The 12508-nt window shown below is 58.6% G+C and carries 12 protein-coding genes; 8 read left to right on the forward strand and 4 right to left on the reverse strand.

Translation table 11 applies throughout. The features are described from left to right. The first annotated feature begins 27 nt into the window (after positions 1 to 27). Entirely contained in the window at positions 28 to 222 is a 195-nt protein-coding gene (locus tag ACHQGU_RS11335; RefSeq protein ID WP_062141525.1) for a hypothetical protein, read from the forward strand. A 97-nt stretch (positions 223 to 319) separates the two neighbouring features. Here ACHQGU_RS11335 and ACHQGU_RS11340 read toward each other — a convergent pair whose 3' ends face one another. The 3 genes from ACHQGU_RS11340 to ACHQGU_RS11350 all read right to left on the reverse strand — a co-directional run bounded on the left by ACHQGU_RS11340 (position 320) and on the right by ACHQGU_RS11350 (position 2117). Next, positions 320 to 676: a zinc ribbon domain-containing protein YjdM gene (locus tag ACHQGU_RS11340; protein ID WP_062141576.1), complete on the reverse strand. Its 357-nt coding sequence runs from the start codon at positions 674 to 676 to the stop codon at positions 320 to 322. Between the two features lie 87 nt (positions 677 to 763). Next, on the reverse strand, positions 764 to 1021 hold the full coding sequence (locus ACHQGU_RS11345) for a hypothetical protein (protein WP_043553626.1): 258 nt from the start codon (positions 1019 to 1021) through the stop codon (positions 764 to 766). 85 nt (positions 1022 to 1106) lie between these two features. Next, complete coding sequence (locus tag ACHQGU_RS11350; RefSeq protein WP_395495074.1) at positions 1107 to 2117, reverse strand: mitochondrial fission ELM1 family protein; 1011 nt, start codon at positions 2115 to 2117, stop codon at positions 1107 to 1109. 54 nt (positions 2118 to 2171) lie between these two features. On the opposite strand from ACHQGU_RS11350, the gene ACHQGU_RS11355 reads away from it, so the two are divergent. The 4 genes from ACHQGU_RS11355 (at position 2172) to ACHQGU_RS11370 (ending at position 7498) form a co-directional block, all read left to right on the forward strand. After that, positions 2172 to 3401: a DEAD/DEAH box helicase gene (locus tag ACHQGU_RS11355; RefSeq protein WP_395495075.1), complete on the forward strand. Its 1230-nt coding sequence runs from the start codon at positions 2172 to 2174 to the stop codon at positions 3399 to 3401. Between the two features lie 54 nt (positions 3402 to 3455). Beyond that, positions 3456 to 5348 (forward strand): DUF4422 domain-containing protein, encoded by a 1893-nt coding sequence (locus ACHQGU_RS11360; RefSeq protein ID WP_395495076.1) that lies wholly within the window; start codon positions 3456 to 3458, stop codon positions 5346 to 5348. Positions 5349 to 5401: 53 nt separating this feature from the next. Further along, complete coding sequence (locus ACHQGU_RS11365; RefSeq protein ID WP_395495077.1) at positions 5402 to 6334, forward strand: glycosyltransferase; 933 nt, start codon at positions 5402 to 5404, stop codon at positions 6332 to 6334. A 123-nt stretch (positions 6335 to 6457) separates the two neighbouring features. Further along, positions 6458 to 7498, forward strand: a complete 1041-nt coding sequence (locus ACHQGU_RS11370; protein ID WP_395495078.1) for a succinylglutamate desuccinylase/aspartoacylase family protein — start codon at positions 6458 to 6460, stop codon at positions 7496 to 7498. 46 nt (positions 7499 to 7544) lie between these two features. On the opposite strand, the gene glyA is transcribed toward ACHQGU_RS11370, so the two are convergent. Further along, positions 7545 to 8834: a serine hydroxymethyltransferase gene (glyA, locus tag ACHQGU_RS11375; protein WP_395495079.1), complete on the reverse strand. Its 1290-nt coding sequence runs from the start codon at positions 8832 to 8834 to the stop codon at positions 7545 to 7547. A gap of 180 nt (positions 8835 to 9014) precedes the next feature. Here glyA and ACHQGU_RS11380 point away from each other — a divergent pair, with 180 nt between their 5' ends. The 3 genes from ACHQGU_RS11380 (at position 9015) to ACHQGU_RS11390 (ending at position 12502) form a co-directional block, all read left to right on the forward strand. Then, the gene (locus ACHQGU_RS11380; protein ID WP_062141512.1) at positions 9015 to 10472 is read left to right on the forward strand and encodes an amino acid permease; all 1458 of its coding nucleotides are present in this window, start codon (positions 9015 to 9017) and stop codon (positions 10470 to 10472) included. A 142-nt stretch (positions 10473 to 10614) separates the two neighbouring features. Next, entirely contained in the window at positions 10615 to 11619 is a 1005-nt protein-coding gene (gene hemB, locus ACHQGU_RS11385; protein ID WP_395496425.1) for a porphobilinogen synthase, read from the forward strand. A 157-nt stretch (positions 11620 to 11776) separates the two neighbouring features. Next, complete coding sequence (locus ACHQGU_RS11390) at positions 11777 to 12502, forward strand: arginyltransferase (RefSeq protein WP_395495080.1); 726 nt, start codon at positions 11777 to 11779, stop codon at positions 12500 to 12502. The last annotated feature ends 6 nt before the right edge of the window (positions 12503 to 12508 follow it).

The following is a 12508-nucleotide window of genomic DNA, read 5'->3' on the forward strand; positions in this document are numbered from 1 at the left end:
TTAGGCTCGGAGGGAGGAAACCACACCATGCAGCTTGACCCGCGTGATTTTTCTTCCTTCCCCATTGCCCGCACCATTCTGGTGATCGTCGGCTGTGGCCTGCTAATCTACTGCTTTCAGTATTATCTGATCCTGCCGCCAGACTCTCCCGAGCATGTCATGCGCCATGTGGCCGCCCTGATTGTCGGGACACTTATTCTGCTCGGCACAATCTGGGTCTAAAAAAACGGCCCTGAACACTCAGCCAGAAAATTCTGTGCCGGACATTCGGGCCGCTTCTTTCATCTCGACGCAACAGGCAGGTTTCCCTGCCTCAGTGTCAGGATTTCTTCACGAACTCAGATTTCAGGTTCATGGCCCCGATGCCGGGGATCTTGCAGGCAATGTCATGCCCGTCTCCGCCATCTGCCAGACGGATGCCTTTAACCTTCGTGCCGCCTTTGACCACCAGAGAAGATCCTTTGACCTTCAGATCCTTGATCACGGTCACAGTATCCCCATCCGCCAGCACATTGCCGTTGGCATCGCGGATTTCCGCTGTGCCTTCTGCGCCATCAGCCTCGGCGGCCTGATCCTGCTGGCTCCATTCATGCCCGCATTCCGGGCAGATCCACAATGCGCCATCCTGATACGCATAGGCGGAACCGCATTTGGGGCACTTAACGTCACTATCCATCATCAACCTCGTTGTTATGGAGTGTCCTAAAGCACGGATCCTGCGCCTCTCCTACCCCTGAAGGGCCCGGACGCGTGGCTTAGCGTGTTACTGTTTATCTGACGTACGGCCTGTCCACAGCCAGAGTGCGAGCGGCGGCACAAAGAAATACAGAGCAACCGCTACAATCAGCAGTCGCAGTTCAAACAGCAAATCCGTATGCAAAATGCTGCGGCAGAAAATATTAGCCAGCCCCAGCATCAGGACGACGCAGGCAAACCCGCCCAGATTGGCCAGAAAAGACCGCCCGGCATTAATCTGCACAAGGGTTCTGAACACCACGCCACCCGGTTGCTGCTTGTTCATGGCTTTTCCTTTTGGTTCTGCTTTGTGTGTTTCTCTTAAGCGCCTGCCACCGGGAAGTCACTGACCGATCTGGGAAACGCTGCCCCTAGAAACCCAGTCGCCGATGCATTTCCGCCACCAGGCCCGGCGTATCATCCAGCGGGGTGACAGCCCATGGTACCAGACCTTGCGCGGATACATCATCTTCCAGCATCCGGATGCGCCCCGCTGCTTCCAGTCCTTGCAGGAAGCGGGTAATCCGCCGGGAGCGGCCCGGCAGAGGGAACACAAACACGCTGGCCGGCCCGGCCACAGCTTCGGACACCATGGAGACACTATCCATGGTCACCACAAGGCTGTCCGCACAGGCCACCAGCCCCCTATAAGGATTGTCTCCCTCGCCATTCCAGACCGTGCCCCCTGCGCCTTCCACCAGGTCCGTCAACACCCGCAAGGCGTCCGGGTCCGTCCGGCGGGAGGGCGTGACAATCAGGCTTCCGCCCTGCTGCCTTACAGCCTGCGCCAGCAGCGCCCCCAGCTTGCGGGCTTCCGGCACGCCAAACTTAAACCGCCCGTTGGAGCCGCCCACCAGCCCGGCAATCAGCGGGCGCGGGAGACCAGCAAAACGCGGCATCCATTCTTGCCGCGCCTGCGCCAGCACCTCCGGCGTCAGTCCATGCAGAGCCGTGCGGCCCAGCAGCACATTGGGGCCGGAAATTTCGTCATGCTCACACGCCACAATCAGATCAAACCGCTCCAGAGACTGACGCGGATTTTGCACCTGCACCACCGGGCGGCCCGGCGCACGCAGGGCCGCGCCAATCGCGCCGCCTTTGCCACCAATGCTGATCACCACATTCGCCTGCGCCAGTCCCGGTATAGCTCCAAACGACGCGCCGGAGGCTGTGCGCAGAAAAGGACGCGCCAGGACAGGCGGACCGGCGAGCATCAGACGTGCCAGACGGCCGGGGCTGACAGCCTGAAAGCAGCTTTCCCACCCGGCCCGGCTTGCCAGCCCCAGAGCCTGAGAGCGCATCCCGGCAAAATCTTCCCCCACCACCAGAGCGGAGACAGGGTTTGAACCCGGCACCTTTCCGGCATATACGTCTTCAGCCATCAGGCTCCCCTGCTTTTTTCGTTTCAAACCCGGTCAGGACGGATACCACACAGCATGTCCAACAGCTTTGAGGCAATGGGCCTTCTGCCGTCTTTGTGCACATGGGCCGCACAAGCAGGCATGGAAGAGCCCACGCCTATCCAGCAAGCCGCCATTCCCGCAGCCCTTGCGCAGAAAGATATTCTGGCCATTGCCCCAACGGGCACGGGCAAGACCGCCGCCTATGCTCTGCCGATGCTGCAACAGCTTCTGGAAAGCAAACGCGCGCAGGATGTGCTGGTGCTGGTCCCCACGCGTGAGCTGGCTTTGCAGACAGCCCGTGTTTTCCGCACCTGTCTGGGCCAGAAGGCCGATAATTCCCGCCAGAAAGCAGGCACCGTTGCCGTCGTGCCGCTTTATGGTGGCGCAGACAGAGCGCATCAGGCCGAGCGCCTGCTTCATGACGGCCCGCGCGTGCTGATTGCCACCCCCGGCCGCCTGCTGGATTTTGCCGATGGCGGGGAAATTATGCTCGCTTCCTGTACCCGCGTGGTGATGGATGAAGGCGACCGCCTGTTCTCCCCCGAGTTTTTTGAAGAAAGTGCGGCTATTGTCAGCCAGCTGCCGCCTGTCCGGCAGACGCTGTTTTTCTCCGCAACGCTACCAGCAGCCCTCAAACAGACTGTGCAGCAACTGCTGCGGCGGCCAGAAGAAATCCACATTACCCGTGCGGCAGAAAAGCGTGGCCCCATTCGTCAGGGCGCACTCTTTATAGAGCCTGCACAGAAAACCGGTTTCCTGCGGCAGTTCTTCATGCGGGACCGCACCAACCGGGCGATTGTTTTCGTCAAAACCAAAGCCGAAGCGGATCAGCTGGCCGCCACGCTTAAAAAAGCCCGCGTTCAGGCTGCCCCGCTGCATGCCGATCTCTCTCAGGCTCAGCGCAACGCAACAGTGGCCAGCTTTGCAGCCGGCAAAATTCTGGTGCTGGTAGCGACCGACATTGCCGCCCGCGGGCTGGACCTGCCCTCCGTGAAAAACGTGGTGAATTATGATCCACCAGATCAGCCGGAAGCCTACCTGCACCGCATCGGCCGCACAGGCCGTGGCGGCCAGACCGGTTCAGCTCTGACGCTGTGCGCAGCAGCCGAGCGTAAAAAGCTGCGGCAGATTGAACTAGGCGCGTCTGTCCGCCTGCGTATTCTCTCGCAGGAACAGGCGCTGCCGGACGCTGCGGAACCTAAACAGGCATCCGGAACGCCACGCGGCAGAAAACCCGCTCCTCGTCGCACATCCGGCACTTGAACGCAGGCCCAAAACAGTGGACCATAATCTCATGATTTGCACGAAGAGCGCCCGATGAGCACACGTCAGACTGGCCTAGGCCCGGTTCATATTTATGTCTGCCATCATGCTGCGGGCATTACGTTTGAAGATGACGTGTTTCGCCCCATTCAGGTGGGCCGGGCTCTGGCCAATACGCACCTGCCCATCCGGGGGGATGACACGGGCGACACGATTTCCAGCAAAAACCGGGAATATTGTGAGCTGACAGCCCTGTACTGGGCGTGGAAGAATGACCCGGATGCCGCATGGATCGGCTTCATGCATTATCGGCGGTTTCTGGATTTTGCGTGCACAGGCCTCAAGACCGACCAGTTTGGCTGCATTACCCTGCAGGACATGACGCCTCAGACGCTGAAGCAGATGGGCCTGAACGCCGCCACCGTCCGCAAGACGATTGAAAACACGCCTAACGCCTGCGCCATTCTTCCGGAGAAGTGGTCCGTGCGGAATGTCGGCTTTACGTCGTTCTACCAGCATTATGTGGAGGCCGATTACCACTTTGCGCATGATCTGGCCCTGACCCGCGCCGTGATTGCCGACCTGTACCCGGATGATCTCCCCGCGTTTGATACGGTCATGGCGGCGGATGAAGGCTACTTCACCAATGTCTTTGTCTTCCGGCGGGACCTGTTTGACACCTATTGTACGTGGCTGTTCGCCATTCTCTCAGAAGTCGAACGCCGGGCCGATCTGACCAATTACTCCGCACAGGCACGCCGAATTTATGGCTATCTGGGCGAGCGGCTGTTCAATGTGTTCATGGCCTCCCCGCATGTGCCCAAAGAGGGCGTGATTGAACGCGCACGCTGCTTCTTTGAAAACACAAAAACCGGCAAGGAGGTCATCCTCCCCAAAAGCCCGCCAGCCCCGGCGGCGAATGCCGTTACCATTGTCACCGCTGCGGATGAAAATTTTGTTCCGCATCTGGCGGCCTTACTGGAATCCATCAAGGCCTCCTTCAACCGGGACCATTTTCTGGAACTGGTTGTGCTGGATGGGGGTATTCCGCCCCTTAAGCGCAATCTTCTCAAACGGCAGTTCCATATCGACCTGCCCGCCAGCAAAGGCAGCCTGACCTTTCTGGACTGCCAGCATATGTATCGCGGCATCAGCACGCATATGCATTTCTCGCCGGCCACGTTCTACCGGCTCTCGCTGGGACAACTTCTCCAGCACCATCCGCGCGCTCTCTATATTGATTGCGACACCATTGTTCTGGCCGATCTGTGCCGCCTGTGGGACACACCGCTGAATGGCGCAGTGATTGCGGCAACACCAGACCTGATCATGAAGAATTTCGTGAACGCAGGCATCCGCTCCATGGAAGAAACCGGCGCACTGCCCGCCAGCCGCTATCTGAGCGAATATCTGGGGCTGCAGGGCCGGGGCGATGCCTATTTTCAGGCCGGTGTCATTTTGTTTGATCTTGATGCCTTCCGGGCCGCCAATATTTCCAATGCCGCCATCAAGGATCTGAGCAACCGGCGCTACTGGTTCCTTGATCAGGATATTCTGAACAAATATCTGATCGGCAAAGTCAAAATGCTGGATACGTCATGGAACTGTGTAAACAGCATCCGCGACATCTTCCCGCATCTGAATGCCGACTGGCGCGCCAAGGTTCTGGAAGATCTCAAAGACCCGAAAATTGTGCATTATGCCGGGTATGAAGCCAAACCCTGGAACAACCGCAACGCGCCTCTGAGCTTCTTCTATTGGTTCTTCCTACGGAAAACCTTCTGGTATGAAGCCATTTTCCATGGCGGCACGGCCCCGGGGGATGAACCGGCCCCCTTCCGGCACAGCCTGTTGCGCCGAGTGCTGACACGGGGCTGGCATCTCCTGCCGCGCCCCCTACGCAGACCTTTGTCCGGGGTTGCGTCACGCATCAAGCAAGCATTGTAAGGCCCGATATGCCTCCTCAACCTGCGCCATCAGCCGGACAAAATTTATGCAAGGTGACAGCCGTCATTGTCACCTGCAACCGGCTGCCCATGCTGAAAACAGTTCTGGAGCACACGCTCGCACAGAATTTTTCAGCCGTGGTGGTGGTCAATAACGCCAGTCAGGATGGCACGCGGGACTGGCTTGAAACCCAGATGGACCCGCGCCTGCATTGCGTGCATGAAACCGTAAACAGCGGTGGTGCAGGTGGATTTGCACGCGGCATGGACTATGCCGCCCGCCAGACAAACTGTGACTGGCTTGTCTGTTTTGATGATGACGCCTGGCCGCAGCCTGACGCACTCAGAATCTTTCAGTCCCTGCCGTTGCCCCCTACGGTGGGCGGGGTAGCCGCCGCAGTCTATTTCCCCAACGGGACTGTGTGCGACATGAATCGCCCCGGTCTGAACCCGTTTGCCAGTATTGGGAAATTTTGCAGCCTTCTGAAAAGCCGCAGACGTACCTTTGCCATAGATCCAGCCGCCTACCAGCAGACCAAACCTCTGCCTGTCGATTATGCATCCTTTGTGGGCTTTTTTGTGCGGGCCGCTCTGGTGCGTGGCCCGCTGGGATTGCCGCAGAAAGACCTGTTCATCTACGCGGATGATATTCTCTACGCATGGAAGTTACGCAGTCTCGGCCTGAAAATTTTGTTTGTGCCAGCCATCCGGTTTTCTCATGACTGCAAAACCACCGTCAGCTTTGCGCGCAACCGGTGGAAAATCTACTACATCGTCAGAAACCGAATTCTTTTTTACAAGAAAATTGCCGGATGGCTTTTCCTGCCGTTTGCCCCACTGCTGCTCCTCAGCACGCTGAAGCTTTACTGGAAAAACCGGACAACTCCACGTATCCGCTCCCTGATGCTCGCTGGCCTGCGGGACGGTTTGCGCAATGATACCAGCCGCGCACATACCAACATTGTGACCCTTGCCGACGAGTCCTGAGACAGATGGGATTGCAGCATGAGCCAAGGGGGATAATACTTCCTCCGCCATGCTGTGTCTTACCCCCTCATCTGGCGAAAACGCCCTCCTGATTTTCGGCTGCATAACAGGCTGGGTTTCGTCATGAGTTGTGCGTCCCGCCGCCAGAACACGCAACAGGGACGCATCCGTCTTCGTACCCTCTCAGAAACACTCCCCCCGCCGCAGCTTCCCCTGCCGCATTTTGATATCGCCCTCCCGCCGCTGGAACTTACCCGATGGCAGGACGGGAATTGCGGTATTCCCGGCGCCTATCACTTTGAAGCCACACGCCCCGGCCCGCACGTCGCGATAACAGCGCTCATGCACGGCAATGAATATGCCGGAGCCTATGCGCTAGACCATTTACTTACTCACGCTGTTCGTCCGGAACGGGGCCGACTCACTCTGATTTTTCTGAATCTGGACGCCTATGCGCGGTTTGACCCGTGTCGTCCTACCCTGTCCCGCTTTATTGATGAGGACATGAACCGGCTTTGGCAGCCAGACCTCATTGCCTCGGCACATACATCGCATGAGATGGACCGTGTGCGTGCCGTAGCGCCAATCCTCAACACGGTTGATGCGCTGCTGGATCTGCATTCCATGCTGTGGCCGGCTGACCCACTTTTTTTGAGCAACATGACAGAAAAAAGCCGCGTGCTGGCCTCAGCACTTTCGGCTTTTCAAACCCCTCCGCCGCTGGTGGTGCAGGATAGCGGGCATGAGGATGGCCCCCGGCTGATTGATTACGTGCGCTTCGCCTCCAACCGCACAACCGCCAAGGCCTGCCTGCTGGAAGCCGGGCAGCACTGGCAACCCGCTGCCGCCACACTGGCTCTGAGCGTCTGTCAGACTTTTCTGGAACAGATGGGCACCGTCTCGCCAAGTGGCAGCACCAACAGCACAGCTAGCCGCCAGAAGGTGCGGCATGTCACGGTGACAGATAACGTACAGGCTCTCACGCCCCGTTTTGTGTTTGTCAAAACGTTTCGCAGTGGCGACATTATTAAAAAAGCAGGAACTTTACTGGCATTTGACGGGTCTGAAGAAATCAGAACCCCTTATGATAACTGCCTGCTGGTCATGCCCAACCTCAGGCCGATGCGCGGGCATACCGCAGTGCGGCTGGCCCGCTACACCTGAAGAACCCTGAGGCCGGGACCAAAGCCCCCGCCTCAGTTTCCATGTTTTAGCGGTTATAGATCGGGAAACGGGCGCAGAGTTCACGCACGCGCTCATGCACAGCGTTTTCAACTGCGGCATCACCTTCCCCGCCGGAAGCGGCGAGAGCGGTCAGCACTTCGTCAATCATTTCACCAATCTGGCGGAATTCCGCTTCACGGAAGCCACGGGCCGTTGCTGCCGGGCTGCCCAGACGCACACCGGAGGTGATGGCAGGTTTTTCCGGGTCAAACGGGATGGCGTTCTTGTTGGCGGTAATGCCTGCGCGTTCCAGAGCATGCTCGGCAGCTTTACCGGTCACTTTCTTGGGCCGCAGATCAACCAGCAGCAGATGCGAATCTGTGCCACCCGTTACAATATCAAACCCGCGTTCCACCAGAACTTCGGCCAGAACATTGGCGTTCTTCTGGACGGCTTTCTGGTATTCCTTAAATTCCGGCTGAAGCGCTTCACCAAAGGCCACGGCCTTGCCGGCGATCACATGCATCAGCGGGCCACCCTGCAGACCGGGGAAAACGGCGGAATTGACCTTCTTGGCCAGCGCTTCATCGTTGGTCAGGATCAGACCACCACGCGGACCGCGCAGCGTTTTATGCGTGGTGGACGTCACCACATGCGCATGCTCAAGCGGGTTCGGATACAGGCCAGCGGCCACCAGACCAGCAAAATGCGCCATATCAACCATCAGGAACGCGCCAACTTCATCCGCAATACGGCGGAAGCGGGCGAAATCGATGATGCGCGGATACGCAGACCCACCAGCCACAATCAGGGTCGGCCTGGTCTCACGCGCCAGACGCTCCATTTCCTCGTAGTCCAGCAGGCCGTCGTCTTTGCGCACGCCATACTGGACAGCGTTAAACCACTTGCCGGAATAGTTGGGCGCCGCACCGTGCGTCAGGTGGCCACCAGCTGCCAGGCTCATGCCCAGAATGGTGTCACCCGGTTTGGACAGCGCCATGAAGGCGGCCTGATTGGCATTGGCACCGGAGTGCGGCTGCACGTTGGCAAAACCTGCGCCAAACAGGGTTTTAACGCGCTCAATGGCCAGTACTTCGATCTTATCGACCTCAGAGCACCCGCCATAATAACGGCGGCCGGGGTAGCCCTCCGCATATTTGTTGGTCAGTACGCTGCCCTGAGCCTGCAACACGGCTTCAGACACCATGTTTTCGCTGGCAATCAGTTCAATGCCGTCCTGCTGCCGCTTCAGCTCACTGGCGAGCGCTGCTGCAACATCCGGATCCGTCTTTGTAACCGGCGCATGAAAAAAACGATCCAGATCCGTCTGGCTCATCAGGAGCTCCTCATTTCATCTCGTTCAACCGGCCTGTGCACTGTCCTGTAAGTGCCAGGCCGTTCGTTACGTTTAAAACACATCTTGCTAAGAGAGATACTCTAGCCTCTCTATGGGACGAAGACCACCAATTGCTCTATACGTCGTTTTCTTCACGGTCGAGACAGGAGAGAAAAGTCTATGACGCAAAGGCCTGCATCTTCCGCAGCGTCATTCATTACGCGCTGCATGCCTTTGGATAAGCTGGAATCCTCGCAAGGCCTCAAGCGTGTTCTTGGTCCGGGCAGCCTTGTTGCCCTTGGCGTGGGGGCTACCATTGGCGCTGGCCTTTTCTCTCTGACAGGCATTGCCGCGTCTGAAAATGCCGGACCGGCCGTTATCCTCTCGTTCCTGATTGCGGCCATAGCCTGCGGATTCGCTGGGCTGTGCTACAGTGAACTCGCCAGCATGATCCCCATTGCCGGCAGCGCCTACACCTACGCCTACGTCACTCTGGGTGAGCTGATGGCGTGGATTATCGGCTGGGATCTGGTTCTGGAATACGCAGTGGGTGCCGCTACGGTGGCGGTCAGCTGGTCACGCTATGTGGTCTCGTTGCTGGATTCGTGGGGCCTTGTGCTCCCTCCACGCCTGACAGCCTCCCCTTTTGAGACTGTGCAGATGCCAGACGGCAGCCTGACAGTCGGGCTGATGAACCTGCCCGCCGTCTTCATCATCGGGCTGGTCTCCATGATCCTCATCCGCGGCATCTCCCAGTCTGCCAAGGTCAATGCCGTCATCGTCGTTATCAAGCTGCTGGTGATTGCCGCCTTTATCGGGTTTGGCATTTCCTACATCCACCCGGCCAACTACCACCCCTTCATCCCGCCGAATGACGGCACGTTCGGCCATTATGGCTGGTCTGGCATCATGCGCGCCGCTGGCACGATCTTCTTCGCCTATGTCGGCTTTGATGCGGTTTCCACCACAGCGCAGGAAACCAAGAACCCGGCGCGGGATATGCCCATCGGCATTCTGGGCAGCCTGCTGGTCTGCTCGCTGGCCTATATCGCGTTCTCCTTCGTCATGACCGGTCTGGTCAATTACAAGGACATGCTGGGTGATGCCGCCCCGGTTGCCACAGCCATTAACCGCACACCCTACCACTGGCTGCAACTGGCGGTAAAAATCGGCATTATCTGCGGCTTTACCTCTGTGCTCATGGGCATGCTGCTGGGCCAAAGCCGGGTGTTTTTTGCGATGTCACGAGACGGCCTGCTGCCGCCCATGTTCAGCCGCACGCATCCGAAGTTCCAGACGCCCTGGCTGTCCAACATCTTCTTCATGATCATCACCTGCCTGCTCAGCGCCTTCCTGCCCATTTCCGACCTTGGGCATATGACGTCCATCGGCACTCTGCTGGCCTTTGTGCTGGTCTGTGCGGGTGTGATGGTGCTGCGCCGCAAATCTCCGGATGCTCCCCGCGCCTTCCGCGTACCGGGTGGGGACCTTATTCCGGTTCTGGGCATTCTCAGCTGCTCCGCCGTCATGATCTCACTGGACAAGCTGACATGGATCCGGCTGGTCGTGTGGCTGGCCATCGGCATGGCCATCTATCTGGGTTACGGACGCTATCGCAGCGTTCTTGCGCGGTCCTGACCCCCGCGCGCATGGGGTTGCATAACGCGGGAAGCGGCGCATACTCGCTTCCCGCTGTTCACCCCCGTCGGGTTTCTGCCTGATCTGGCCTCGCATTGCCCGGCCCATCAGGCCCGCCCGACACGCAATGGAGATCCCGCCCATGCTGGCTGGTCGCTTCCCTCAGGCCCGCCCTCGCCGTAACCGGTTTGATGATTTCACGCGCAGACTGGTCGCTGAATCCTCTCTGGGCATCAACAATCTGATCTGGCCGATTTTCTTCATGGAGGGCACCAACTCCGTGACAGATGTGGCCTCCATGCCCGGCGTACAACGCGTCACGCTGGACCGACTTGCTGCCCATGTTGAACCTGCCGCCAAACTGGGTATTCCCGCACTGGCCCTGTTCCCCATCACGCCGGCTGAAGCCCGGAATGAAACAGGCTCTGAAGCCCTGAACCCGGACAACCTGATGTGCCGGGCCGCGCGCCTGCTGAAAAAAGAATTCCCCAATGTGGGTCTGATTGGCGACGTGGCGCTGGACCCCTACACCAGCCATGGTCATGACGGCATTATCCGGAATGGCTATGTGGTGAATGATGAGTCCGTCACCATTCTCGCTCAGCAGGCTGTCAATCAGGCTGCTGCCGGGGTGGATATCCTTGCTCCGTCCGACATGATGGACGGACGCATTGGCAGCTTCCGCACGGAACTGGACAAGAACGGGTTTGTTGATACCCGCATCATGTCCTATGCCGCCAAATATGCCAGCGCCTTCTACGGTCCGTTCCGTGATGCTCTGGGCTCCGGGGATCTCCTGAAAGGCGACAAGAAGACCTACCAGATGGACCCCGCCAACAGCGATGAAGCTCTGCGTGAAGTGGAAATGGATATTGCCGAGGGCGCGGACATGGTCATGGTCAAGCCGGGCCTGCCGTATCTGGACATCATCCGCCGCGTGCGGGACACGTTTGCCGTGCCGACCTTCGCTTATCAGGTCTCCGGTGAGTATGCGATGCTGATGGCCGCCATCCAGAATGGCTGGCTGGACCATGAGCGCGCCGTAATGGAAAGCCTGCTGGCCTTCCGCCGCGCTGGTGCTCATGGCGTGCTGACATACTTTGCGATTGAAGCCGCAGAGCGCATCAAACAGACATACGGCGTCTGAACAGCAGCCGAAGCCCCGCGCTTCGGCTTCCGCCCGCATCGCCTTTCTGTGAAACCTCTTTTGGCCGGAAAGCCAGTGCGTTACGGGCGGCGTTCCTGTTACAGTCTGGCAGGCTGTTTGTTTTACCAGCCTGCCACTCCTTTTCCGGACATGACGTATGGTTTCTACACTGCGGCAATCGCAGTTTTTCTACACCACAGCGCCCCAGCCCTGCCCTTATCTACCGGGACAGATGGAGCGGAAGGTGATTGCGGATCTCGCCGTCCCCAATGCGGACGCCCTGCATAACCGCCTCTCCCGCGCTGGCTTCCGGCGCAGCCATACGCTGGCTTATGCGCCTGTGTGCGCCACCTGTTCGGCCTGCACGCCTATCCGCATTCCCGTGCATCGCTTTGAACCAGACCGCACGCAGCGGCGCACCCTGCGCCACAATGCCGATTTGCACGCCATGCGCATCCCGCCCATCACCACGTCGGAACAATACGCCCTCTTCCGCCGCTATCAGACAGCACGCCATACGGACGGTGACATGGCCACCATGACGGGAGAAGACTATCGCAGCATGGTGGAAGACACACCCGTGGAAACCATGCTGTTTGAATTTCGAACAGAAGCGGGTGAACTGATGATTGTGAGCCTGATTGACCGGCTGGAAGATGGGCTGTCGGCTGTCTACAGCTTCTATAACCCGGACCTGCCCCGTCGTTCACTCGGTAGTCTGGCCGTGCTGTTCCTTATTGAGGAAACCGCACGCCTTGGCCTGCCTTACCTGTATCTGGGTTACTGGATTCAGAAAAGCCGGAAGATGTCCTACAAATCCCGCTTCCAGCCTGCCGAAATCCTGACCCACGGCGTCTGGCACACGCTGGATGCTGAGGCGTAATAATCC

Origin of the sequence: Acetobacter sp. KSO5, from assembly GCF_044094635.1 — a bacterium.
Taxonomy (GTDB): domain Bacteria; phylum Pseudomonadota; class Alphaproteobacteria; order Acetobacterales; family Acetobacteraceae; genus Acetobacter; species Acetobacter cerevisiae.